The sequence below is a fragment of the Streptomyces sp. NPDC040405 genome (assembly GCF_055595765.1).
Window position 1 is genome coordinate 433,830 of record NZ_JBVIVI010000001.1, and the last position, 24,888, is coordinate 458,717.

The 24,888-nt window shown below is 72.2% G+C and carries 20 protein-coding genes; 14 read left to right on the forward strand and 6 right to left on the reverse strand.

The window, feature by feature from the left end; all coding sequences use genetic code 11:
* Nucleotides 1-130: 130 nt before the first annotated feature.
* Nucleotides 131-484, reverse strand: coding sequence for a HesB/IscA family protein (locus ACZ59A_RS02035; RefSeq protein WP_470952262.1), 354 nt, complete (start codon nt 482-484; stop codon nt 131-133).
* 234 nt (nt 485-718) lie between these two features.
* On the opposite strand from ACZ59A_RS02035, the gene nadA reads away from it, so the two are divergent.
* From nadA to ACZ59A_RS02090, 11 genes are all read left to right on the forward strand, one after another.
* Complete coding sequence (gene nadA, locus ACZ59A_RS02040) at nt 719-1,897, forward strand: quinolinate synthase NadA (RefSeq protein ID WP_470952264.1); 1,179 nt, start codon at nt 719-721, stop codon at nt 1,895-1,897.
* 423 nt (nt 1,898-2,320) lie between these two features.
* The gene (locus tag ACZ59A_RS02045) at nt 2,321-3,580 is read left to right on the forward strand and encodes a cytochrome P450 (protein ID WP_470952267.1); all 1,260 of its coding nucleotides are present in this window, start codon (nt 2,321-2,323) and stop codon (nt 3,578-3,580) included.
* Nucleotides 3,581-3,649: 69 nt separating this feature from the next.
* Nucleotides 3,650-5,002, forward strand: coding sequence for a cytochrome P450 (locus ACZ59A_RS02050; protein ID WP_470952270.1), 1,353 nt, complete (start codon nt 3,650-3,652; stop codon nt 5,000-5,002).
* On the forward strand, nt 4,999-6,072 hold the full coding sequence (locus ACZ59A_RS02055) for a polyprenyl synthetase family protein (protein WP_470952273.1): 1,074 nt from the start codon (nt 4,999-5,001) through the stop codon (nt 6,070-6,072). The genes ACZ59A_RS02050 and ACZ59A_RS02055 overlap by 4 nt, the downstream gene beginning before the upstream one ends.
* Before the next feature lie 65 nt (nt 6,073-6,137).
* Nucleotides 6,138-7,217: a terpene synthase family protein gene (locus ACZ59A_RS02060; RefSeq protein WP_468041562.1), complete on the forward strand. Its 1,080-nt coding sequence runs from the start codon at nt 6,138-6,140 to the stop codon at nt 7,215-7,217.
* Nucleotides 7,214-8,557 (forward strand): cytochrome P450, encoded by a 1,344-nt coding sequence (locus tag ACZ59A_RS02065; protein WP_470952276.1) that lies wholly within the window; start codon nt 7,214-7,216, stop codon nt 8,555-8,557. Before ACZ59A_RS02060 ends, ACZ59A_RS02065 begins: the two co-directional genes overlap by 4 nt.
* Before the next feature lie 6 nt (nt 8,558-8,563).
* On the forward strand, nt 8,564-8,995 hold the full coding sequence (locus tag ACZ59A_RS02070) for an SRPBCC family protein (RefSeq protein ID WP_470952279.1): 432 nt from the start codon (nt 8,564-8,566) through the stop codon (nt 8,993-8,995).
* Nucleotides 8,996-9,025: 30 nt separating this feature from the next.
* The gene (locus tag ACZ59A_RS02075; protein WP_470952282.1) at nt 9,026-10,225 is read left to right on the forward strand and encodes a cytochrome P450; all 1,200 of its coding nucleotides are present in this window, start codon (nt 9,026-9,028) and stop codon (nt 10,223-10,225) included.
* 8 nt (nt 10,226-10,233) lie between these two features.
* Nucleotides 10,234-10,455, forward strand: a complete 222-nt coding sequence (locus ACZ59A_RS02080; RefSeq protein ID WP_468041556.1) for a ferredoxin — start codon at nt 10,234-10,236, stop codon at nt 10,453-10,455.
* Nucleotides 10,452-11,759 carry a phthiocerol/phthiodiolone dimycocerosyl transferase family protein gene (locus ACZ59A_RS02085; RefSeq protein ID WP_470952285.1) on the forward strand — a complete coding sequence of 436 codons (1,308 nt, stop codon included), beginning with the start codon at nt 10,452-10,454 and terminating at the stop codon, nt 11,757-11,759. The genes ACZ59A_RS02080 and ACZ59A_RS02085 overlap by 4 nt, the downstream gene beginning before the upstream one ends.
* Nucleotides 11,752-18,009, forward strand: coding sequence for an SDR family NAD(P)-dependent oxidoreductase (locus tag ACZ59A_RS02090; RefSeq protein WP_470952288.1), 6,258 nt, complete (start codon nt 11,752-11,754; stop codon nt 18,007-18,009). Before ACZ59A_RS02085 ends, ACZ59A_RS02090 begins: the two co-directional genes overlap by 8 nt.
* Before the next feature lie 50 nt (nt 18,010-18,059).
* Here ACZ59A_RS02090 and ACZ59A_RS02095 read toward each other — a convergent pair whose 3' ends face one another.
* The 4 genes from ACZ59A_RS02095 to ACZ59A_RS02110 all read right to left on the reverse strand — a co-directional run bounded on the left by ACZ59A_RS02095 (nt 18,060) and on the right by ACZ59A_RS02110 (nt 21,178).
* A complete protein-coding gene (locus ACZ59A_RS02095) occupies nt 18,060-18,737 on the reverse strand; it encodes a response regulator (protein ID WP_470952291.1) in 678 nt (225 codons plus the stop codon).
* Complete coding sequence (locus ACZ59A_RS02100) at nt 18,734-19,969, reverse strand: sensor histidine kinase (protein WP_470952294.1); 1,236 nt, start codon at nt 19,967-19,969, stop codon at nt 18,734-18,736. Before ACZ59A_RS02100 ends, ACZ59A_RS02095 begins: the two co-directional genes overlap by 4 nt.
* A gap of 110 nt (nt 19,970-20,079) precedes the next feature.
* Entirely contained in the window at nt 20,080-20,358 is a 279-nt protein-coding gene (gene pspAA, locus ACZ59A_RS02105) for a PspA-associated protein PspAA (protein ID WP_468041547.1), read from the reverse strand.
* 46 nt (nt 20,359-20,404) lie between these two features.
* A complete protein-coding gene (locus tag ACZ59A_RS02110; RefSeq protein WP_470952297.1) occupies nt 20,405-21,178 on the reverse strand; it encodes a PspA/IM30 family protein in 774 nt (257 codons plus the stop codon).
* A gap of 282 nt (nt 21,179-21,460) precedes the next feature.
* Between ACZ59A_RS02110 and ACZ59A_RS02115 the strand changes: the two genes are divergently transcribed.
* Together ACZ59A_RS02115 and ACZ59A_RS02120 are read left to right on the forward strand one after the other, a co-directional pair.
* Entirely contained in the window at nt 21,461-22,057 is a 597-nt protein-coding gene (locus ACZ59A_RS02115; protein ID WP_468041543.1) for a DUF3043 domain-containing protein, read from the forward strand.
* Between the two features lie 80 nt (nt 22,058-22,137).
* Nucleotides 22,138-22,854, forward strand: a complete 717-nt coding sequence (locus ACZ59A_RS02120; protein ID WP_470954585.1) for a class I SAM-dependent methyltransferase — start codon at nt 22,138-22,140, stop codon at nt 22,852-22,854.
* Nucleotides 22,855-22,915: 61 nt separating this feature from the next.
* Here the strand turns inward: ACZ59A_RS02120 and ACZ59A_RS02125 are convergent, their stop codons facing one another.
* Nucleotides 22,916-23,119: a hypothetical protein gene (locus tag ACZ59A_RS02125; protein WP_039942100.1), complete on the reverse strand. Its 204-nt coding sequence runs from the start codon at nt 23,117-23,119 to the stop codon at nt 22,916-22,918.
* A 149-nt stretch (nt 23,120-23,268) separates the two neighbouring features.
* Here ACZ59A_RS02125 and ACZ59A_RS02130 point away from each other — a divergent pair, with 149 nt between their 5' ends.
* Nucleotides 23,269-24,468 carry a bifunctional adenosylcobinamide kinase/adenosylcobinamide-phosphate guanylyltransferase gene (locus tag ACZ59A_RS02130; RefSeq protein WP_470952300.1) on the forward strand — a complete coding sequence of 400 codons (1,200 nt, stop codon included), beginning with the start codon at nt 23,269-23,271 and terminating at the stop codon, nt 24,466-24,468.
* Nucleotides 24,469-24,888: the final 420 nt, after the last annotated feature.

Consider the following 24,888-nt stretch of genomic DNA (forward strand, 5'->3'; position numbering starts at 1 on the left):
GGTTGTGGCGGATGTGGTGAAAGGAGGGACCCAGAAGAAAAAAAATCCCACCCAGGTAGCAGGGTGGGGAAAAACGGGGGGGGGGGGGGGGGGGTGATCCCCCCCCCGCCTCCGCTGTGCCGCCAGGGCCTCAGCTGAAGGAGTCGCCGCAGGCGCAGGAGCCCGAGGCGTTCGGGTTGTCGATCGTGAAGCCCTGCTTCTCGATGGTGTCGACGAAGTCGATCGAGGCACCACCCAGGTACGGGGCGCTCATCCGGTCGGTCACGACCTTGACTCCGTCGAAGTCCTTGATGACGTCACCGTCGAGCGAACGCTCGTCGAAGAAGAGCTGGTAACGCAGGCCGGAGCAGCCACCGGGCTGGACGGCGACGCGCAGCGCGAGGTCCTCGCGGCCCTCCTGCTCCAGCAGGCTCTTGACCTTCGACGCGGCGGCGTCGGACAGGATGATGCCCTCGCTCGCGGTGGTCTCGTCCTGAACGGTCATCTGCTTCTCTCCCGGGTCGTACGGACTGCTTGCCGTCGGCACCAACCAACGGCGCCCCGGATTCATTCCGGGCCCAGCGCATGTTCCTGGCTCTTCATGCTCGCACACGGGGCCCGCGGACCGTAATGCGTCACATCGACGCGATGCCCATCGTCAACATGACGTGAAGCGGTTATGATAGATAGCGTCAAGTTGACGATTAGGGTTCCGAATGAAGAAAGAAGGGTGCGTGTTGTGACCACCGCCCAGCCCCTCGACGTCCAGCCGACCCCGCTCGCGCTGCTCCTGCTCGGCCGTGATGCCGACCCGAGGAGCGAACGCGGTGTCGAGTGTCCCGGCGACCTCCCCGCGCCCTCGGACCCGGATCTGGTGGACCGGGCCCGCGCGGCCAAGGAGAAGCTCGGCGACAAGGTCTTCGTGCTCGGGCATCACTACCAGCGCGACGAGGTCATCGAATTCGCCGATGTCACCGGTGACTCCTTCAAGCTCGCCCGGGACGCGGCCGCCCGGCCGGACGCCGAGTACATCGTCTTCTGCGGTGTGCACTTCATGGCGGAGTCCGCCGACATCCTGACCGGCGACGCCCAGCAGGTCGTCCTCCCCGACCTGGCGGCGGGCTGCTCGATGGCCGACATGGCCACCGCCGAGCAGGTCGCCGAATGCTGGGACGTGCTGACCGAGGCGGGCGTCGCCGAGACGACGGTGCCCGTCTCCTATATGAACTCCTCCGCCGACATCAAGGCTTTCACCGGCCGCCACGGCGGCACGATCTGCACCTCCTCCAACGCCCGCCGGGCCCTGGACTGGGCCTTCCAGCAGGGCGAGAAGGTGCTGTTCCTGCCCGACCAGCACCTGGGCCGCAACACCGCGGTGCGGGACATGGGCATGTCGCTGGACGACTGCGTTCTCTACAACCCGCACAAGCCCGGCGGCGGGCTGACCGCCGAGCAGCTGCGCGCCGCCAAGATGATCCTGTGGCGCGGCCACTGCTCCGTGCACGGCCGCTTCTCGCTGGAGTCCGTACGGGACGTCCGCGAGCGCATACCGGGCGTCAACGTGCTGGTGCACCCCGAGTGCAAGCACGAGGTCGTCGCGGCGGCCGACCTCGTCGGCTCGACCGAGTACATCATCAAGACCCTCGAAGCCGCCCCGGCCGGCAGCAAGTGGGCCATCGGCACCGAGCTGAACCTCGTCCGGCGGCTGGCGAACCGATTCGCCGAGGAGGACAAGGAGATCGTCTTCCTCGACAAGACGGTCTGCTTCTGCTCGACCATGAACCGGATCGACCTGCCGCACCTGGTGTGGACCCTGGAGTCGCTGGTCGCGGGCAAGGTCGTGAACCGCATCCAGGTGGACGCGGATACGGAAGCCCACGCGAAGGCCGCGCTGGAACGCATGCTGGCGCTCCCGTAGCCCTCCCGGCCCTCCCCCGGACCCGCCCTCGCGGGCCCCGAGCAACCGCACTGCCCCGCCCCGAACCAGGGGCGGGGCAGTGTTGTTCTAAGAGCCGGTAAATAAACCTTCCGCATCCACTTCGATGCAATCGAAAAGCCTTGCGCCTGGTCGTACAGGACTGCTAGCGTCTCCACTGATCAAGGGAACGGGGGCTCCTGTGCTGGCATTTCTGCCGCTTCATACGACGCATAGCGTCTTCACAGCTATCGCATTCGCCCGTATGTCTGAGCATTTCGGGTAAGGTCGGTCACTTTTCGGCGCGCATCTGCTGCGCCACTGCTCTCCAGATCACCACTGGCATTTCCAGCGGCACTGCCGCGATCCATGGAACAGCCATGGTTCCATCCTGCACGGACAAATGGTTCTGCAAAGGAAGTGTACGTGAGCGACCGCATTTTAGAGGACAGCCAGCTCGACCCTGCCGAGCTGTTCGATCCCATGAGTCCCCAGTTCATCGCGAACCCGCACGACGCCTATCGCGTCGCCCGCGAAAAGGCCCCCGTCTGCCCGGTGACGAAGCAGGGCCCGTGGGTCATTACGGGACGCGAGGAAATGGCTCAGGTACTGCGGGATCCGCTCCGGTTCACCAGCCGGAACAACACCCATGGCGCGTATGAGCTGACCGCCGAATGCAAGGAACTGCTCGCCGGGTCGCTCTTCTACCGGGTCACCCTGTTCAATTCCGACCCGGAGACCCACAGCCGCTTCCGCTCCCTGGTCAATGAGGAGTTCACTCCGCGCGCTCTGCGCCGCCGCGAGCCCGCGATCCGGAAATTGGCCGAAAAGCTGGTACGGGATTTCCAGGACGCCGGAAGCATCGACCTTCTCTCCGGCTTCGCCTATCCGCTGCCGATGAGGGTGATCTGCGACATCATCGGCGTACCCGCGGAGGACCACGCCACCGTCAAGGCGTGGAACAACGACTGGCTCCTCATGCAGGTCATGCCGCTGCCCCCGGAGGAGCAGCTGCGCTGCGCCAGGAGCGTGCTCGCCTACGAGGAGTACTTCCGGGGGCTGCTGGCCGACCGGAAGCGGCACCCGGCCGACGACCTGCTCAGCGTGCTCGTCGAGGCGGCCGGACGGCAGGCCCCGGTCTGCACCCTCGACGACGCCGTCCTCGCCCTCCAGGTCATCCTGGCCGCCGGGCACGAGACGACGACCAACCTCATCGCGAACACCGTCTACCAGCTACTCCGGGACCGGAGCCTGTGGGAGAAGGTCGTCGCCGACCGCGAGCTGATCCCCGCGGCGGTGGAGGAGGGGCTCCGGTTCGACACCTCGGTGCAGGGCGCGCCCCGGCTGGCCGCCGAGGAGACCACGATCGGCGGCGTGACGATCCCGGCCGGTGCGAAGCTGCACACGATGTTCGCGGCCGTGGGCCGCGACCCCGAGGTGGTCGAGGATCCGGAGACCTTCCGGCTCGACCGCGGCGGCCCGCCGCGCCACTTCGCGTTCGGCCACGGCATCCACTTCTGCCTCGGCGCGAGCCTGGGGCGGCTGGAGAGCCGTATCGCGCTGGAGACGCTCGCCGAAGCCCTGCCGGGCATCGACCTCGCCCCCGGCTTCGAGCCGCAGCATCTGCCGGGCGGATTCGTCTTCCACGGCCTGTCGGCTCTTCCCGTCACCTGGCCCGCCGGCTGATTCACGGCTTTCGCAGGTCGCACGGAATTTCAGAGCTTTCACGGATCCGCTTCTTCCTGGGAGTCGTCCATGGCCGCCATTACCGCTGCCCCGAACGTGCCGATCTCTCCTGGCCGGCTGCCGCTCATCGGGCATGCCTTTGCCATGTGGAAAAACCCGCTCAAGTTCTTCAATTCGGTGAGCGAACAGGGGCCACTCGCCCGTATTCAGCTCGGCCCGCTGCACGCCTATCTCGTCAGCAACCACGACATGCTGTACGACATCCTGGTGCGCAAGTCCAAGGACTATGAGAAGGGAATGCAGTACGACCGCGTGCGGTCCATGCTCGGAAACGGCATCCTGCTGTCCGAGGACGAATTGCACCGGAGTCAGCGACTGCTGATGCAGCCCGCTTTCCACCACACCCAGATCGCCACCTATCTGGGAATCATGCGGGACAGCGCCAGCGCCGTCTTCGACTCGTGGGAGGACGGCCAGCGGGTGAACATGTACCCCATGTTCTACGAGCTGGCGGTCCGGATCGTCATCAAGGCGCTCTTCTCCACCGACATGGCCGAGCACGACATCAAAGAAGTGTATCGGTGCATGCCCGTCGTGATTTCGGGTGTGGAGCGCCGGGCCGCCGTTCCGCCCGCCCTGCTTGACCGGATTCCGACGCGCGGCAGCAAGATGTTCCACAGCGCCATCGGCAGGCTCACAAAGGTGGGCCGTCGCATCGTCTCGGATCTCGATTCCGAGAAGGACCGGACGGCCAATGATCTGATGGCGCGGCTTTTCGCCGCCCGGGACTCGGGAAATCCGAATGTCACGGAACAGCAGATCCACGAAGAGTTCATGACCATGCTGACCGCGGGTTCCGAGACGACGCCGAGCGCGATGTCCTGGACGGCGTACCTGCTGGGCGAGCACCCCGACGTCCAGCGCAAGCTGCAGGCGGAAGTGGACGCCGTACTGGAGGGGCGCCCGGTCACGGCGGAGGACCTGCCGAAGCTGGAGTACACCCGCCGGGTGGTCACCGAATCGCTGCGCATGTACCCGCCGGTCTGGGCGCTGGGCAGGCGGACCAGGGTGGACACCCAGCTGGGCAGGCACCGGATCCCCAAGGGGACCGAGGTGCTGTACTCGATCTACGCGGTCCACCACGACCGCACGATCTACCCGAAGCCCGGCACGTTCGACCCGGACCGCTGGCTGCCGGAGCAGCGCAGGGAGATCCCGCGCAGCGCGTTCATGCCCTTCGGCGCGGGCGTCCGCAACTGCATCGGGGAATCGTTCGCGTGGAACGAGATCCAGGCCGTGATCGCCACGCTCGCCGCCACGTGGCATGTGCGGCCCACCAGCGACAAGCCGGTGGAGCCGATCGCGATGGGCGCCCTCGTGCCCGGGCCGCTCCCGATGACCGTCGTCCGGCGCAAGATATGAGCGGTCCGGCCCTGACGCTCGAAGAGCACGCCGCCGTCCGCACCCAGATCGAGGACAAGCTCCGCTCGTTCCTCGACGCCAAGGTCGGCCAGATCACCAACGCCGAGACCCGCGGCGTGCTCCAGCACCTGCGCGACTTCGCGCTGGGCGCGGGCAAGCGCATGCGCCCGCTGTTCTGCTACTGGGGATGGCGGGGTGCCCTGGGCGAGGACCGTGCCGAGGAGGACATCCTGTCGGTGGCGGCCGCGGTGGAGCTGTTCCACGTGGCCGCGCTGATCCATGACGACATCGTCGACCGCAGCGATCTGCGGCGCGGGTCGCCGACGATGCACCGCAGATACGCCCGGCTGCACGAGGAGTCGTGCTGGAACGGCGAGAGCGGCCACTTCGGCCTGAGCGCGGCGCTCCTGGCCGGGAACGCGGGCATCGTCTGGTCCGACGAGCTGTTCCACGACGGCTGGCGCGCCAGCCGCTCGCCGAGCGCCATGTCCCTGTTCTCCGGGCTCCGCGCCGACGCCATCCACGGGGAGTATCTGGACCTCTTCGGCGAGGCGCGGACGGGTTCAGTGGCCGAGGCCCTGGAGGTCGTGCGCTACAAGACGGCCGGTTACTCCGTGCGCGACCCCCTGCGGCTCGGTGGCGTCCTGGCGGGCGCGCCGGACGACGTCCTCGCCTCGTACGGGACGTACGGGCTGCTGCTCGGCGAGGCGTACCAGCTGCGCGACGACCTGTTCGGGGTCTTCGGGGAGCCGCTGACCACCGGGAAGTCGAATGTCGACGACATTCGCCAGGGCAAGCTGACCGTGCTCATCACGATCGCGCGGGACCTGGCCGGGCCGCGGGAGGCCAAGCTGATCGACCGGCTCTACGGGGCGCCGTGGGTCGACGACGAGGGGGCCGCCGAGGTCAGGGACGCCGTGGAGCGCGTCGGCGCGCGGGCGATGGTCGAAGACATGATCAGCGACCGGTACGCGGGCGCGCTGCGCGCCCTGGAGAGCGCCGCCATCCACCCCTCCGCCGCGGAGGCGCTGCGCGGGCTGGCCCATGCCGCCGTGGACCGCCGGACGTGACCGCGGGCCACCACGCCGCCGTCGCTCATCACCTTTCTCGTTCCGCCCGTCAGAGGAGCGTCGCCATGCCACGGACCCGAAGCCCCTACGTTCCCGGTGAGGAGTTCTACCTCCCCGAGTTCCCGTATCTGCTGCCCGCGCTCGCCCACCCGGAGACGGCCGCCATCCACCGGAGTTCGAACGGCTGGGTGCGCGAGAACATGCGGTTCGCGCTGGACGGCGACCGGGAGCTGGACCAGCTCCTGGAGGAGGGCGCGGCGCTGTGGACCTGTTACGTCCTGCCGACGGCGGAGCGGCAGCGCCTGCAGCATCTGTGCCACTACACGGAGTACCTGTCCGTCTTCGACAACGCGATGGTCGACCGCGAGAAGATCGGCAGGGACGTCAACGCCGCGAAGGAGATGTTCGCCCGGGTGGTGAACATCCTCGACGACCGGGCGGTCGGCGGCGACTTCGAGTGGGGCCGCGTGCTGCAGGGCGTCTGGCGCGAGATGCGCGCCCAGATCCCCGACCGCCAGTGGGAACGTTTCCTCGGTGAGGTCCGGCGGTTCCTCTCCGGCTGCGTCGCCGAGATCACCTCCCGGCGCGACGACGAGGTCTTCGACCTGGAGACCTATCTCAACGTCCGCCGGGACAGCGTCGGCATGGGGATGTACTTCGTGCTCGGCGAATACGGCCTGGGCATCGACCTCACCGATCAGCTGGAAGCCCACGCCGAGCTGCGGAAGCTCATCGACATCGCGCTTGAGCACATCATGCTCACCAACGACATGTTCTCCTTCCGCGCCGAGGCCGCGATGGACGACTACGTCAACGCCATCGCGGTGCTGCGGCTGAGCGAGAACATGGACCTCCAGTCCGCCGTGGACCGGCTGTTCCGCGTCATCGAGGACCGGCGGAACGACTTCATGGCGGCGCGGAAGGCGATCGAGGAGAGCCCACTCGGCGGCGATCCCGCCGTGGCCGCCTACCTCGACGCGGTCTGGCACATGATGGCGGGCAACCTCCAGTGGTCGTATCTGACCTCCCGTTACAACGGCATCGGCCACGCCTGGAACGGCTTCCGGTCCGGTGTGGTGACCCTGCACGCGGACCGGACGGTGTTCAGCGACCGCCCGTTCCACAGCCTCGGGCGGTCCGCATGACGGACATCGCGACCTACCGCGTGGCGCGCGGCCGGGTGCCGCTCGCCGGACACACCCCGGCGCTGGCGCGCAGCCCCTTCCGGTTCCTGCGGTCGCTGCAGGGTCAGGCCGACATCGTGCGCGTCGACTTCGGCACCGTCCCGACGTACTTCCTCACCGAGCCGGCGCTGATCAACGCCCTGCTGACGGACCACGACGGCGTGCTCGACAAGGGCCGCTTCTACGACAAGGTGCGCCCGCTGGCCGGGAACGGCGTCGTCCTGGCCAACGGCGACGAGCACCGGCGGCAGCACGCCATGGTCAAGCCGTCGGTGCATCGCACCCAGGTCAGCCGCTACGCCGAGGTGATGCGGGACGTGGCCGCCGAGAAGGCCACGTCCTGGCACGCCGGACAGCGGATCGCGGCCGACAAGGAGATGCACGCGATCACCCTGCGCATCCTGGCCAGCACCATGTTCGGGGCGGGGGTGGACGCGCGCGCCGTCTCCGAACTGGTCCGGCTGCTGCCCGCCGTGCTCAAGGGCATCATGTGGCGGACCGTCGTGCCCGACGCGGTCAACCGGCTGCCGCTGCCGGTGAACCGGCGGTTCGACAGGGCGTTCGCCGAGCTGCGCGAGGCCATCGACCGGATCATGCGGTCCTACCGCGACCGGGGCATCGACAACGGCGACCTGATGTCGGTGCTGCTGGCGACGCGTGACGAGAAGAGCGGCGAGCCGCTGACCGAACGCGAGGTGTGCGACCAGATCGTCGCGGTGACCATGGCCGGTGCCGAGACCGCCGCCACGGCGCTGGCCTGGACGTTCTACGAGATGGCCCGGCATCCGGAGGTCGAGCGCCAGGTCGCCGAAGAGGTCCGGGACGTGGTCGGCGACCGCGACTTCGAGATCGGCGACGTCGGCAAGCTGGAGTACGTCAAGCGGGTGCTCCAGGAGTCGCTGCGGCTGCGGCAGCCCATCCTGGTCATCTCGCGCCGCACCACCCGGCCGATGGACCTCGGCGGCCGTAAGGTTCCGGCCGGGACCGAGCTGTTCTACAGCCCGTACGGGGTCTTCCGCGATCCGCGGCTGTACCCGGCCCCGGAGCGGTTCGACCCCGACCGGTGGCTGTCCCGCCCGGCGACGAGTCTGCCGCGCGGCGCGTTCGTCCCCTTCGGCGGCGGCCCCCGGCACTGCTTCGGCGAGCACTTCGCCTGGACCATGATGGCGGCCGTCGTCGTCGAGGTCACCCGGCGCTGGCGGCTGGAGCTGCCTGTGGGGTTCCGGGCGCGCGAGATGCCCTGGGCCACCATGAACCCCAGCTCGCTGCCCATGACCGTGCTCCCCCGTACCGGACGGTGACGGGCCGTGCGGCGCGTGGAGACCAGCGTGCACATCGCCGCGGAACCCGCGCGGGTCTGGGCGGTCCTGACGGACTTCGCGGACTATCCGGAGTGGAGCCCGACGCTGCGGCGGATCAGCGGTACCCCGGCCGAGCACGCGCGGCTGGCGGTCACCGTGGCGGGACCGGGCGGCCGGGAGTGGACGATCAGGCCGGTGGTGCTCGCGGCCGAACCCGGCCGGGTGCTGCGCTGGCGCGCCCGGCCGCTGCTGCCCGGAGTCCTCACCGGGGTGCACGAGTTCGTGCTGACGCCGGAGGGCGACGGCACCCGCGTCGTCCACGCCGACACCTTCTCCGGAGTCGCCGTCCCCGCGCTCGGCCGCTTCCTGACACGGAACGCGGACGGTATGCGCGACCAGAACTCCGCGCTCAAAGCCCGGGTCGAAGCAACGAGTTAGTTCAGACCGGATCATCCAGAAGGACAGTCGATGAGTGCCGATCAGTGCCCCATGCGGATTCCCGTCAAGCGTGACGGAGTGTTCGACCCGCCGCCCGAGCTGGCCGAGCTGCGGACCCATTCCCCGGTGGCTCCCCTGACGTACGCCGACGGCCACATCGGCTGGATCGTGACGAGCTACCGGCTCGCCCGGGAGGTCCTCCAGGACCCGCGCTTCAGCTCCCGGCCGGAACTGCGGCACTCGGCGGTCCACGAGGTGCTGGGGGACGGTTCCCCGCCCGAGGAGGACGTGCCGGGGATGTTCGTCGGCATGGACCCTCCGGAGCACACCCGCTACCGGAAGCTGCTGACCGGCGAGCTGAGCGTGCGGCGGATGCGGCAGCTCGAAAAGAAGATCGAGACCACCGCGCACCGTCTGATCGACGACCTGGACAAGCCCTCGAAGAGCGCCGACCTGGTACCGGAGTTCGCGGCCCCGCTGCCCTCGCTGGTGATCTGCGACCTCCTCGGCATCCCCTACCCGGAGTGGGAGCGGATCCGGCCGGTGTCCGAGCACATGCTGCGGACAGACTCCACGGCGGACGAGGTCAAGGAGTGCTACCGGACCATCTTCGAATTCCTCGGCGAAGCGGTCGAGCGGCAGCGCCGGACTCCCCAGGACAACCTGCTGGGAGGGCTGGTCTCGACCAGCGGACTGTCCGATGTCGAGCTGACCAGCATCGCCTTCCAGCTGTTCACGGCGGGCCACGAGACGACGGCCAACATGCTGTCGCTCGGCACCTTCACCCTGCTGACCCACCCCGCGGAGCTGGCCGCGCTGCGGGCGGACCCGGCCCTGCTGCACGGGGCGGTCGAGGAGCTGCTGCGGTACCTCACGGTCATCCAGTTCGGCATCTCCCGGGGCGCTCTGGAGGACGTGGAGCTGGGCGGGGTGACCGTGAAAGCCGGGCAGACGGTGACGATCTCGCTGCCCGCGGCGAACCGGGACCCCAAGCGCTTCGCCGACCCCGATGTGTTCGACATCCGGCGCCCGGCGGCCGGGAACCTGTCCTTCGGCTTCGGTGTCCACCAGTGCGTCGCCCAGCAACTGGCCCGGGCCGAGATGCGGATCGGCTACCGGGCGCTGCTCGACCGCCTGCCGGGGCTCGCCCTCGCGGTCCCCGCGGACCAGGTCGAGACGCGCACCACGGAGATCGTCTACGGCATCCAGTCGCTGCCGGTCACATGGTAGGGAGGCCGATGTTCATCGAGGCGGACACCGGGCGCTGCTGCGGATCGGGCATGTGCGCGCTCGTCGCGGGCGAGCTGTTCGACCAGACCGACGACGACGGCACGGTCATCGTGCTGCGCCCCGAGGTTCCCGAGGACCTGCGGGAGCTGGCGCTGGAGTGCGAGCGCAACTGCCCGTGCGGCGCGATATCGGTCCGTACCGGCGGTACGGCCCTCGGGAGCGGCGCATGACCGGCGAAAGGCGACTGGACCCCAGCGAGGCGTTCCACGCGTCGATCGACTGGGCGGGCAACTACTCGGCGCTCTGCGAGGGAACGGTCGACGGCGAGGCGCTGGGCCGGGCGTTCGCGGTCCTGTCGGACGCGGCCCCGCTGCTGCGCGGCCGCCTGGTCCGGGACGAGGAGGGGTTCCGCTTCGAGGTCGCCGACCGGCCGCGGGCGGAGTTCACCGTCCGCGGGGGCGGCGAGGCGGCGTACCGGGAGGAGATGGTCAGGCGGCTGGACTCGTCCCGGTCGCTGGCCCGGCTCACCCTGATCGAGGGCGAGGGCTCCCGGCACCACGTGATCCTGACGCTGCATCACGCGATCGCCGACGCCGGTGTCGGCATCGCGCTGTTCGCGCGGCTGTGGGAGATCTACACCGCCACGGTCACCGCCGCTCCGGTCCCCCGGGCGGCCACCGCGCTGCCCGCCTCGACGCTTCCCGCCTCGACGCTTCCCACCTCGACGCTTCCCACCTCCGCCGAGCGGCTGCTGATCGCGCGTGGGGCGGGGCGGGCCGACGGGTACGGGCCGGGCTGGGACGAGGACGCCGCGGCCGTCTCCCGCGCCCTGTCTGCGGCAGCGGGCGCCTTCGAACTGCCCGCCTCCGAGGTCGCCAGGGAGCGCTTGGACCGGGACACCACCCGGCGGCTGATCGAGTCCGTCACGGGCCTCGGCCTGTCGCTGCACGGCTTCCTGTGCGGTGCGGTGCTCGTCGCGTGCCGTGATGAACTGCGCGAGGAGAGCGGTCCGACGCGGCTGGTGTGCGGGTCCCCGGTCGACCTGCGGGCCTGGCTCTCGCCGCGGGTCGGCCCGTTCGAGGCGACCAACTTCGTGGCGGGCATCGAATTCGCCGTCACCGTCCCCGAGTCCGCCGACCCGCTGACGGTCGCCCACGACGCCACCGAGGGACTGGACGCGGCCATCGCGGCCATCGTCCCCGAGCGCGTGCTGCTCGACTCGCAGCGGTTCTCGGGCTCGGCGGTGGAGGTGGTGGACTACGCCGTCTCCAACATCGGCCGCATCCCCGACCTGGCCACCCCCGAGGGGCTGGCCATCACCGACTTCCGCGGCTACACCTCCACGACCGTCCCCGGCATGCCCCTGTTCCTGGTGAGCCTGTACGACGAGCGGCTCAGCATCGAACTGATCTCGGCCGCCGGTCTCCTGACCGCCGAGCAGCGCACCCGGGTCGTCGAGCGACTCGGCGACGTCCTGCGCGCGGTCCCGGGCCCGAGCATCGCGAAGACCGCGGGAAAGGCACTCCGTGACTGACCACTCCCCCGCCGACTCCCCCGACCCCGCTTCCCACGACGCCGCTTCCCACGACCCCGCGTCGTCCATCGCCGTCGTCGGCATGGCCGGACGCTTCCCGGGCGCGGCGGACATCGACGGCCTGTGGCGGCTGCTGACCGAGCGGGGCGACGCGATCGGCCCCGTACCGCCGGACCGGTGGGACACCACGGCCCCGCTGGACCCGGAGCGGCACATCCAGGACGTCGGCGGCTTCCTCCCCGACATCGGCCTGTTCGACCCCACGTTCTTCGGGATCTCGCCGCGCGAGGCCCCGGACCTCGACCCGCAGCAGCGGCTGCTGCTGGAGGTCGCCTGGCAGGCCCTGGAGGACGCCGGACGGCCCGCGGCGGACCTGCGCGGATCCCGTACGGGGGTGTACGTCGGCGCGATCTGGCACGACTACGAGCAACTGCGCAAGGAACGGGGCGCGGCCACCACCCAGCACAGCCTGGTCGGCAACGTCCTGGACGCCATCGCCGCCCGCGTCTCGTACTTCCTCCGGCTCTCGGGGCCCAGCCTGGTCGTGGAGACCGGATGCTCGTCCTCACTGGTGGCGCTGCACCTCGCCGCGCAGGCGCTGCGCCTGGGCGAGATCGAGGCGGCCATGGTCGGCGGGGTCAATCTCCTGGTGCACCCCGACACCTCGATCGGGCTGACCCACTTCGGCGGTCTGTCCCCCACGGGCCGCTGCCACTCGTTCGGGGCCGCGGCCGACGGGTTCGTCCGCGGTGAGGGCGTGGTCGCCGTCTACCTCAAGCGGCTGGACCGGGCGCTGGCCGACGGCGACCGGATCCACGGCGTGCTCGTGCACACCACCGTGAACAACGACGGCGGGGGCAAGAGCCTGGTCACACCGAACCCGGCGGCGCACGAGGCGCTGCTGCGCACGGCGTACGCGGAGTCCGGCGTCCCCGTCGACCAGGTCGCGTACGTGGAGGCACACGGCACCGGCACCCGGCGCGGTGACCCGATCGAGGCGACGGCGATCGGCCGCGTCCTCGGTGCCGGGCGTCATGGCTCCCCGCTGCCCATCGGCTCGGTGAAGAGCAACATCGGCCATCTGGAGGGGGCTTCGGGCCTCGCCGGGCTGGTGAAGGTCCTGCTGGCGCTGCGGCACCGCACGGTCCCGCCGAGCCTGCACTGCGAGGAGCCGAACCCGGAGATCGACTTCGCCGGGCTCGGCCTGCGCGTCGCGACGGATCCGCTGCCGCTGCCGCGCGGCGGGCCGCTCTACGCGGGGCTGAACTCCTTCGGCTGGGGCGGCACCAACGCGCACGTCATCGTCGCCCCCGCGCCCCAGCGGCCCGCCATCCCGAAGGCCGCGGGCCCGAAGGCCGCCGACCGCACCGGGCCCGTGCTGGTGCCGGTCTCCGCCCATCAGCCGCGCGCGCTCCGCGACCGGGCCGCGGAGCTGGCCCCGCTCGCGGCGGAGGCCGGTACGGCGGACCTCGCCGACGCCCTCGCCCACCACCGTGACCACTTCGGCGTCCGGGCGGGGTTCGTGGCGGACGACGGCGCCGAGGCCGCCCGGCAGCTGGCCGCGTACGCCGCCGACCCCGGTGCCGACATCCCCGGGGTGGTCACCGGCCGGGCGCGCGCGCACCAGCGCACCGCGTTCGTCTTCCCGGGGCAGGGCTCGCAATGGGCGGGCATGGCCACGGAGTTGTACGCGGCCGACCCGGTGTTCGCCGCGGCGGCCCGGCGCTGCGCGGAGGCGCTGCGGCCGCATGTGGCGTGGGACCACGACCCGGTCGAGGTGATCGCGGGCCGGGCGGGCGACGGCTGGCTCGACCGGCTCGACATGGTGCAGCCGGTGCTGTGGGCGGTCTCGGTCGGGCTCGCCGCGTCGTGGCGCGCCGCCGGGGTCGAGCCGGACGTGGTGGTCGGGCACAGCCAGGGCGAGGTCTCGGCCGCCACCGTCGCGGGGCTGCTGAGCGTCGAGGACGCCGCCCTGATCGTGGCCCGGCGCAGCGCGCTGGTGGCCCGTACGGCGGGCGAGGGCGGCATGCTGGCGGTGGAGCTGGGCGCGGACGCGGCCCGGCGGGCGCTGGCGGGGTCGGAGGACGTGGTCTCCCTCGCGGTCGTCAACGGGCCCCGGTCCTGTGTGCTCTCCGGGGCGCTCGACGCGCTGGCCGCGCTGAAGAAGTCCCTGGAAGCCGACGATGTCCACTGCCGCATGGTGAACGTCGACTACGCGTCCCACAGCCCGCAGATGGACCCGCTGGCCGAGGAACTCCTCGCCGCGCTCGCGCCGGTCCGGCCCCGTCCGGGGCGGGTCCCGCTGCGGTCGACGGTCCTCGCGCGCACCGCCGAGGCGGCCGAGCTGGACGCCGCCTACTGGGTGCGCAACCTGCGGCAGCCGGTGCTCTTCGCCGACGCGATGGGCGCCCTGTTGGAGGAGGGTGTCAGCCATGTCGTGGAGATCAGCCCGCATCCCCTCCTGGCGCCCGCGGTCGAGGAGCTGACCGCGGAGTACGAGGAACCCGCGCGCGTGGTGTCCACGCTGCGGCGGGACGCCGGTGGCCCGCGCGACTTCCGGCTCGCCCTCGCCGCCGCCTACGTGGCGGGCCTCGCGCCCTTCGGGAGGCGTACGGCGCGCGGCGCCCCCGCGGTCGCGCTGCCCGGCTATCCCTGGCAGCGCGGCCGGTTCTGGGTGGACGGGGAGAAGCGGCGCCCGGCCCGCACGGGCGCCGGTTTCGACATCGCCCTGCTGCCGTCCCCCGGCGGGCACGACACCTGGCACGGCACCGCGGAACTCGGCACGCTCGACCACCCGTGGCTGACCGACCACACGGTCCACGAGGCGGTGGCGGTGCCCGGCGCGGCCATGCTGACGCTCATGCTCGGCGCGGTGGCCTCCCGTACCGGCGGGCTGCCCACGTCCCTGACCGACGTACGGTTCCGGACCGATCTGACCCTGGACGGCGAGCGGCCCGCCCTCGTCGGCGCGGACTGGCGCGACGACCTGGCCGAGGGCGGCACCGTCACCCTGCGCTCGCTGCAGGAGGGGACCACGTCCTGGCTCACCCACGCCTCGGCCCATGTGCGGCTCGGGGAGGTCCATCCGGTGAGCGAGGAGTTCCCGGCCCGGCTGCTGGCGGAGCCGGAGCGCGACATCGCGGCGTTCTACGAGGACTGCGCCGGGCGCGGTCTCGGCTACGGGCCGTCGTTCCGTACCCTCGCCTCCCTGCGGGTGTCCGGCCCGGCGCGGGCCGCGCTGGGCGAGGTGCGGGCGACCGGGCGGGGGCACGCCGTGGCCCGCCCGGGGATGCTCCACCCCACCGTGTGGGACGGGGCGCTGCAGATCCTGCTGGCCCTCGACGGGGTGGCGGGCGACGGCCGGGCGGTCGTGCCGACGGGGGTGCGCCGGGTCCTGGTGCACGCGCGTCCTGAGCACGCCGTGACGTCGGTGTGGTCGTATCTGGTCCGGCGCGACGACACCCACGTGGATGTGCATCTCTACGACGCCCGGCGCACCCCGCTCATGACCATGGAAGGTCTGACGGTGCAGGCGCTGGAGCGCGCCGGGGGGACGGACGGCGGCGAGGAGCGGCTGCACCGGATGGAGTTCCGTCCGGTGCCGCGGGCCGCCACCGCCGCGCCCCGCGGCGGCACTTGGCGCGTACGCGGGGAGAGCGCGCCCGCCGAAGACGCGGCGGCGGTGACGGAGGCGCTGCGCGCGGCCGGAGCCGAGGTGGCCGAGGTGCCCGGCGGGAAGAGCGCCGGACTGGTGTATCTCGCGCCGCGCGGGGATCTGGCGGCCCAGCGGGCGGGGCTGCTCGAACTGACCGGGCTGGTCCGCGCCGCCGTGGCCGAGGGCACCGTGTCGCGGCTGGTCGTGGTGACCGCGGGCGCCCAGGCGGTGGCCGACGGGGAGGACGTGGACCCGGGTGCCGCGCTGTTCTGGGGCTTCTGCCGGGTGCTGCGGCGGGAGCACCCGGAGCTGGATCCGCTCGTGCTGGACGTCGGACCGGACGCCGAACCGTGGGCGGCGGTCGCGGCCGAGGCGCTGGCGCGGGACGGCGAGGACCAGGTGGTGCTGCGCGCCGATGCCCGCCATGCGGCCCGCCTCACCCGGGGAGCCGCCCGGGAGGCGAGCCTGCCGGAGGTGCCGTGGCGCGGTCAGCCGCAGCCGTTCCGGCTGACCACCGGCAGGCCGGGGTTCTTCGACGCGCTCGGCTATCGCCCGCTGCGGCGTATCGCCCCGCCGCCCGGCCACATCGAGATCGAGGTGACGGCGGCCGGGCTGAACCGCATCGACGTGGTGAAGGCGATGGGCACCTACCCCGATCCGTCCGGCGCGGACGTGTTCGGCAACGAGTGCGCGGGCCGGGTGGCGGCGGTCGGGGCCGGGGTGGCCGGGTTCGCGCCCGGCGACCGGGTCGTCGCGGTGGCCCCCGGCTCGCTGGCCTCCCATGTCACGGTGCGCGCCGACCATGCCCGGCCGATTCCGGACGGCATGGACGACGCGGCCGCGGCGGGCGTGCCGGTGGCCCTGCTCACCGCCTGGTACGGCCTGCACGACCTGGCCCGGCTGGAGGCCGGTGAGACCGTGCTGATCCACTCAGGCACCGGGGGCCTGGGGCTCGCCGCGATCGGCGTGGCCCGGGCCCTGGGCGCGCGGGTGATCGCCACCGCGGGCAGCGAGGAGCGGCGGGAGTACCTGCGTACGGAACTCGGCGTGCGGCATGTCTTCGACTCCCGTGAGCTGTCCTGGGCCGGGGAGGTACGGAAGGTCACCGGCGGCCATGGCGTGGAGGTCGTGCTCAACTCGCTGACCGGTGCGGCGATCGGGCAGGGCCTCGACGCGCTGGCGGAGGACGGCCGGTTCATCGAGGTCGGCAAGACGGACATCTGGGCCGACCGGTCGCTGGGGCTCGGCGCGTTCCGCAAGCGGATCACCTTCGCCGCGGTGGACCTGGCGGGGGTGGCGCGCAGCCGCCCCGAGCGGATGGCGCGCCTGCTGCGCGACGTCTGGGACCGGGTGACGACGGACCGGCTCAGCCCGCTGCCGGCCACGAGGCTCCCCTTCGCTGCGGCGGCGGACGCCCTGCGGACCATGTCGGCCGGTCACCACATCGGCAAGTTCGTCCTGGTCGACCCCGCGTCGGTGGTCTCGGTGGCCCCTCAGCCCCTGCCGTTCCGCGACGACGCGAGCTATCTGATCACGGGCGGGCTGGGGGCGCTCGGCCTGTCGCTCGCCGAGTTCCTGGCCGAGGGCGGGGCGGGCGCGCTCGTGCTGCTCGGCCGGTCCGCACCGGCTCCGGAGGCCGCCGCCCGCATCGAGGCGCTGCGCGACAGCGGCGTCCGGACGCACGTGGTGACGGCGGACGTCGCGGACCCGCTCGCGCTCGCGGACGCGCTGGCCGGGGTGCGGGCGCAGCTGCCGCCGCTGCGGGGCGTCGTCCACGCGGCGGCCGTGCTGGACGACGCGACGATCGGCACGCTGCGGCCGGAGAGCGTCGAACGGGTGCTGGCGCCGAAGGTGGACGGCGCGGTCAACCTCGACCGGGCGACCCGCGAGGACCCGCTCGACTTCTTCCTGCTGTTCTCCTCGATGGCGGCGCTGGTCGGCAACGCCGGGCAGGCGGCCTACGCCGCCGGAAACGCCTTCCTCGACGCGCTCGCCGTCGCGCGCAGGCGGCGCGGGCTGCCCGCGCTGTCGGTGCAGTGGGGGCCGTTCGACGGGATCGGTCTCGCCGCCGCCGACGAGCTGCGCGGGGCGCGGCTCGCCGATCGCGGCATGGCGGGCTTCCCGGCCGCCGAGGCGTGGTCCGCGCTGCGTGCCCTGCTGGAGAGCGGCGAGGAGGACGTGGTCGGATACGCGCCTCTCGATCTGCCGCGATGGTTCGAGGCCAACCCGGAGACGCTGGCGCAGCGGACCTGGCAGGAGCTGCGCGAGGTCTCCGCGAGCGGCGGTGGCGGTGGCGCCGGAGGCGGATTCGCCGCCCGGGTGCGCTCGCTCGGCCCCGAGGACCGCCAGCAGGCGGCGGCGGAGAAGGTCTGCGAGCTGGCCGTGCGGGTGCTGAGCCTGGAGGAGACGGGGATCGAGCCGGACGTTCCGTTCCGGTCGCTCGGTCTGGACTCCCTGATGAGCATCGAGCTGCGCAACCGGCTGGAGACGGCGTTCGACCTGAAGCTGCCCCCGACGATCCTGTGGACCTGCCGCAACGCGGAGGCGCTGGCCGCGGAGCTGTGCAGGCGGCTGGAGGAGGCCCCGGCCGGATGACGGCGCGCGGTGGGGCGCCCGCCCGGCGAGCGGGCGCCCCGCCCGATGCGTTACGAACCGGGGCGGACCAGGCCCGTTTCGTACGCGATGACCACCAGCTGGGCCCGGTCCCGGGCGCCCAGCTTCGCCATCGCCCGGTTGACGTGCGTCTTCACGGTCAGCGGGCTGACCTGCAGACGGGCGGCGATCTCGTCGTTGGGGTGGCCGCCCGCGACCTGGACCAGGACCTCGCGCTCACGGCCCGTGAGGGCGTCCAGCCGGGAGGCGTCGTACGCGGCGTCGCCGGGGCCCGGCGCGCCCTGGGCCAGGAAGCGGGCGATCAGGCCCTTGGTGGCGACCGGGGAGAGCAGCGCCTCGCCCGCGGCCGCGATGCGGATGGCGGAGAGGAGTTCGCCGGGTTCCGCGCCCTTGCCGAGGAAGCCGCTCGCCCCGGCCCGCAGCGAGTCCACCACGTACTCGTCGACCTCGAAGGTGGTCAGCATGACCACCCGGACGTCCGCGAGCTGTGGATCCTCGCTGATCATGCGGGTGGCGGCGAGTCCGTCCGTACCGGGCATGCGGATGTCCATCAGCACCACGTCGGCGCCCTTGGCCCGGACGATCTCGACCGCCTCCGCGCCGTCCGACGCCTCCCCCACCACCTCCATGTCGGGCTCCGAGTCGACCAGCACCCGGAACGCGCTGCGCAGCAGCGTCTGGTCGTCGGCGAGCAACACCTTGATCGTCATGAATCCCCTCCCCTGCGGGTCTGCAGGGGAAGTGTCGCCCGTACCCGGAAGCCGCCCTCGGGGCGGGGGCCCGCCTCGCAGGTGCCCCGCAGCGCGGCGACCCGCTCGCGCATCCCCAGCAGCCCGTGCCCGCCGCCCTCGTCGTCGGACGGGATGCCGACGCCGTCGTCCGACACCGTGATCTCCAGCTCGCCGTCCGTGCGGACGATGCGGACCTCGGCCTGGACCGCGGGCCCGGCGTGCTTGTGCACATTGGTCAGCGCCTCCTGGACGACCCGGTACGCGGTGAGGTCCACCGAACCGGCGAGCGTGCCCAGGCCGTCCCGCGGGTGCGCCTCGACCTCGACCCGCATCCCGGCCCGTACGAAGCCGTCCACCAGCTGGTCGAGGACGCCGAGGCCCGGCGCGGGCTCGGTGGGGGCGGCGGGGTCGCCGTACTGCCGCAGCAGGCCCACGGTGGCGCGCAGTTCGTCCAGCGCCGAGCGGCTGGCCTGGCGTACGTGCGCGAGCGCCTCCTTGGCCTGGTCCGGGCGGTTGTCCATGACGTGCGAGGCGACCCCGGCCTGGACGTTGACCAGCGCGATGTGGTGCGCGACGACATCGTGCAGCTCGCGGGCGATCCGCAGCCGCTCCTCGGCGACCCGGCGCCGGGCCTCCTCCTCGCGGGTGCGCTCGGCGCGCTCGGCCCGCTCCTTGATCGCGGCGATGTAGGCGCGGCGGCTGCGGACGGCGTCGCCCACGGCGGCGGCGAGACCGGTCCACGCGAAGATGCCCCAGTTCTCCTGCGCGTACCAGGGGGTGAGCCCGAACAGCATCCCGGTGCCGGTGAGCAGCAGGGCCGTGGCGGCGCCGATCCGCCAGGTGGTGGGCCGGTCGGTGCGGGCGGCGACGGTGTAGAGCGCGACCACGACCCCGAACACGATCGAGGTGCGCGGCGGCCCCTGGTCGTTGGTGACGATCTCCATGACGACTATCGCGCAGGTGAACGCCAGCACCGCGCGCGGCAGCTCGCGGCGCAGGACGAGCGACGCGGAGGTGAGGGTGGCCAGCAGCCCGAAGAAGACGCCTATGTGCTGGTGGTCGCGCAGATGCGGGTTGGACACCGCACCGATGAGGATCAGGGCGAGGCAGCCGAGCGCCACGAGCGTGTCCAGGGCGCGTGGATGGGCGGCCAGCCAGCGGTGCGGACGGGCCAGGCCCGGCCCGACGGCGAGGGGAGTCACGGGATCCAACGGTAAACGCCGCGCCCGGCCGCTTCGGCGGCGTCCTGCCCCCGTCCTCCCCGCGGCATCGGTGAGATCTGCTGTGACCTGGGACGACGCACGGTCTGCGGGCACGGTGCTCAGCCCGGGATGAGGCCGTCGTCCTTGAGCATGGCCTTGACTTCCTCAAGGGTCGCTTCCGGGGCGGGCAGGATCAGCCCCGACGGCTCCAGCGCGTCGGCGGGCAGCGGTTCGCCCGCCGAGCGCACCGCGTCGAGGAGTGCGCCGAGCGTGCGCCGGAAGCCGTCGTGGTCACCGCTCTCGATGGCGGCGAGCAGATCGTCGTCCAGCTTGTTGAGTCCGGGCAGATGGCTGTCGTCCACCCGCATCTGCCCCTCCCCCATGATCCGTACGATCATGACGACCTCCTTGGGACGCCGGAGACCACGCCCGGGTCAGGGGCGGCTACTGCTTGTCGAACTTGTGCTGGTTCTGCGACTGCTGCGACTGGTCCTGGCTGCCGCCCTCGATCGCCTGCTGCGGGCTGCCGCCGGACAGCTCGGCCTTCATCCGCTGCAGCTCCAGCTCGACGTCCGTACCGCCGGAGAGCCGGTCCAGCTCGGCCGCGATGTCGTCCTTGGCCATCCCGGACTGGTCGTCGAGCGCGCCGGAGGCCAGCAGCTCGTCGATCGCGCCCGCGCGGGCCTGGAGCTGCGCGGTCTTGTCCTCGGCGCGCTGGATCGCCATGCCGACGTCGCCCATCTCCTCGGAGATGCCGGAGAACGCCTCGCCGATCCGGGTCTGCGCCTGGGCCGCGGTGTAGGTGGCCTTGATGGTCTCCTTGCGGGTGCGGAACGCGTCGACCTTGGCCTGCAGCCGCTGCGCGGCCAGGGTGAGCTTCTCCTCCTCGCCCTGCAGCGTCTGGTGCTGCGTCTCCAGGTCGGTGACCTGCTGCTGCAGCGCGGCACGGCGGGACAGCGCCTCGCGCGCCAGGTCCTCCCGGCCGAGCGCGAGCGCCTTGCGGCCCTGGTCCTCCAGCTTGGCGGACTGGCCCTGCAACTGGTTCAGCTGCAGTTCCAGGCGCTTACGGGAGGTGGCCACGTCGGCCACTCCGCGCCGGACCTTCTGCAGCAGCTCCAGCTGCTTCTGGTACGAGTAGTCAAGGGTCTCGCGCGGGTCCTCGGCCCGGTCCAGGGCCTTGTTGGCCTTCGCGCGGAAGATCATCCCCATACGCTTCATGACACCGCTCATGGGCCTCGCGCGCCCCCTTCTGACGGACTTGTGGAACCAGCACACCCAACAGACCCAGCCTACGGGCCCTTCTTCCATTACCGCACTGTTCGGCCCGTCTCGCGCTCCTCCTGCAGGACGATCGCGCTCCGGGCGCCTCCGGCGCAGGGATGACCACGACCCTTGGCTGTCCGCTCCGCCCGGTATGCCCGATCCACGGGGGAAAGCGGTTGCCGGATCTTTCCCCCTGACGCTGGGGCCCACACCCGGCTACCCGTACCCTTGGGCTTTGTGTTCCGAAGCCGTTCCAAGGATGAGCAGGCCGCCACCGCCAAGGTGACCGCGGACCAGCCGCAGCAGACCCGTGACCCTCAGGCGCCCAAGGGCCGCCCCACGCCCAAGCGCAGCGCGGCCCAGTCGCAGCGCCGCAGCCTGGCGAATACGCCGACCAACCGCAAGGAGGCCGCCAAGCGCCAGAAGGAGGCCCGCCGCTCCGACCTGGCCCGCCAGCGCGAGGCCCTGGCGGGCGGCGACGAGCGCTACCTCCCGGCCCGCGACAAGGGCCCGGTGCGCAAGTTCGCCCGTGACTTCGTGGACTCGCGGTTCGTCATCGCCGAGTTCTTCCTGCCGCTCGCCGTGCTGATCATGGTGCTCAGCATGATTCAGGCCGGGGCCATGCAGAGCTATGTGCTGCTGCTGTGGATGGTCGTCATCGTGCTGATCGTCCTGAACTCGTTCGTCATCACCTTCCAGCTCAAGCGGCAGCTGCGGCAGAAGTTCCCGGACGAGAACCTGCGGGGCGTCGTCGCCTACGCCCTCATGCGCACCCTGCAGATGCGTCGGCTGCGCCTGCCCAAGCCGCAGGTCAAGCGCGGAGAGCGGCCCTGAGCGGCAGATCCGGCTTCGCCGGTGGGGCGGCCGGGTGGCTCGACGGCCTCGGAAGCTTACGGAACACGGTCCGCCAGGCCCTGGTCGCCCATCAGCTCGATGAGCAGATCACCTCGCGGTTCCGGTTCGACCAGCGGCTGAAGGTCCTCGACGTCGGCCCCGGCCAGGGCACCCAGGTCCTGCGATTAGCCCGCGCGGGCCATGAGGTGACGGGCCTCGAATCCGATCCGGCGATGCTGGAGGCGGCCCGTACCGCCCTGGCCGACGAGCCCGAGGGCATCCGGCGACGGGTGCGGCTGCTGGAGGGCGACGGCCGGGACACCGGGGCGCACTTCCTGCCCGGCGCCTTCGACGTGGTGCTGTGCCACGGCGTGCTCATGTACGTGACCGAACCGGACCCGCTGCTCGCCGGGCTGGCCCGGGTCCTCGCCCCCGGCGGGCTGCTCTCGCTCCTGGTGCGCAACGCCGACGCGCTCGCGATGCGGCCGGGGCTGGCCGGTGACTGGACCACCGCGCTCACCTCGTTCGACACCCCGGAGTACATCAACCGCCTCGGGCTCCAGGTCCGCGCCGACCGGCGCGAGGAGCTGACCACCACGCTCACCGCGATCGGGGCGCCCCTGCAGGCCTGGTACGGGGTACGGGTCTTCACCGACCAGGCCCCCGACACCGCCGAGCCCCCGCCGTCCCCCGAGTGGGACCGCCTGCTGACCGCCGAGGAGCGGGCCGGACGCACCGACCCGTACCGCTCGGTGGCCGCGCTGCTGCACCTGTGCGGGGTGCGGGGCGGAGGCTGACGCCTTCGGTGGCGGCGCCCGGGGCGCCGCCACCTCTTGGCTGTCCGCTCCCCCGCGTTGTCTACTCCGCGTGCAGGCTCATCGGGCCGTAGATCTTCGACCCGTCCTCGAAGAGCGTGACCTGTTCCGCCCCGCCCTCCAGGAGGGCCTTCCACTCCTCACCGATCCATGACTCCGCGTCCCCCTGGGTCGGGAACTCCTCGGGCTGCACCGCGGGCGCCGTCTCCGTCCCGTCGGACTTCTCGAACCGCCACGTCCAGGCCATGTCCGCCTCCTCGATCCCACTGGTCGACACGTGATATCTGCCCGCAGCCTAGGCGACTGATCACTCCGTACGGCTCCGAACGGATCGGTACGTCTCCGCGGAGGGTGACCCGGCGCGCCCGGCCCGCGGGGACGCGAGACGATCGGGGCGTGGAACTCACTCTTCTGGGCACCGGGGCCCCCGACGGACTGCCGCGCCACGGCTGTCCCTGCGCGGCCTGCGCGACCGCCGTCGGCGACGAGACGCGGGCGGCGACGGCACTTCTGATCGACGGCGCGCTGCTGCTCGACCTCACTCCGGGCGCCGCGTTCGCGGCGGCGCGGGCCGGATACTCGCTGGTCGGGGTGCGGCAGGTGCTGCTGTCGCATCCGCACGCGGGCCCCGCCGTCGAGTTCCCGGCCGGACTTCCGGCGCCGGGGCGGGTGCCGGACGGGCGCGAACTGTCCCTGATCAGCGGGCACCGGGTGCGGGCGGTGGCGCTGGACTCGCCCGGTACCGGGTACGAGGTGGTCGGCCCCGACGGCACCCGCCTGCTGTATCTGCCGCCGGGCGGCGCCCCGTCCGGGCTGCCCGGCCCCGACGAGCCGTACGAGATGGTGGTGCTCGACGTACTCGGCCGCCCGGACGCGCTGGCCCGGCTCCGGGCGTCCGGCGGCGTGGGGGCCACCACCGATGTCGTGGCCGTCCACATCGACCACACCGTGCCGCCGGGCGCCGAGTTGCACCGCCGCCTCGCCACGGCGGGGGCGCGGGCCGTACCGGACGGCAGCACGCTGACCGTCGGCGAGTACCACGAGGTGCCGGACCTGCCGCGGCGCACCCTGGTGCTGGGCGGGGCGCGGTCCGGCAAGTCCCTCGAAGCGGAACGGCGGCTGGCCGCCTTCCCCGACGTGCTGTACGTGGCGACCGGCGGCACCCGGGACGGCGACCGGGAGTGGGCCGCCCGCATCGCCGCCCACCGCGACCGGCGGCCCGGCTCGTGGCGCACCGCCGAGACCTGCGACCTGGTGCCGCTGCTGACGGAGGGCGGCCCTCCGCTGCTGATCGACTGCCTGGCGCTGTGGCTCACCGACGCGATGGACTCGGTCGGGGCCTGGGACGACGAGAAGTGGGCCCACGGCGGTGAACGCGCCCTCCACGAACGGTTCGCCGCCCTCGTCACGGCCGTGCGCGAGACGGAGCGGACGGTGGTGGCGGTCAGCAACGAGGTCGGCTCCGGGGTGGTCCCCGCGACGGCGTCGGGCCGCCGCTTCCGGGACGAACTGGGTCGGCTGAACGCGGCGTTCGCGGGCGAGTGCGAGCAGGTGCTGCTGGTGGTAGCGGGCCAACCCCTGCCGCTACGCGGCTGAGCCAAGGCCCCACCCCGGGGCTCCACCCCGCCCCCCGCTCCTCAATCGCCGGAGGGGCTGGGTAGCGGTGCCTCCCGCCCCGGCCCCCGGCTCCTCAAACGCCGGAGGGGCTGGGGGTATCCGCCCGGAGGGGCTGGGGGGCTGCCGGAGGGGCGGGGGCACACCCCCGCCCCTGACGGGTGGCGCCAGCCGCGGGCGACGGCCCGCCCCAACTCCCCCGACTACCGCCGAAACCCCCCGCGCCCTCGCCCGCCCGCCACTGGTGACGCCCCACCGGGGCGCGCGGCGCCCCCGGGGGGCCGGAACGCACCCAGCCCGGCCGCAGGCGCGTGGCGAAGCCGGGGGCCGGGACGCACCCAACCCGACCGCAGGCGCGCGGCGCCACCGAGACCGGGACGTACCCAGCCCAGCCACAGGCGC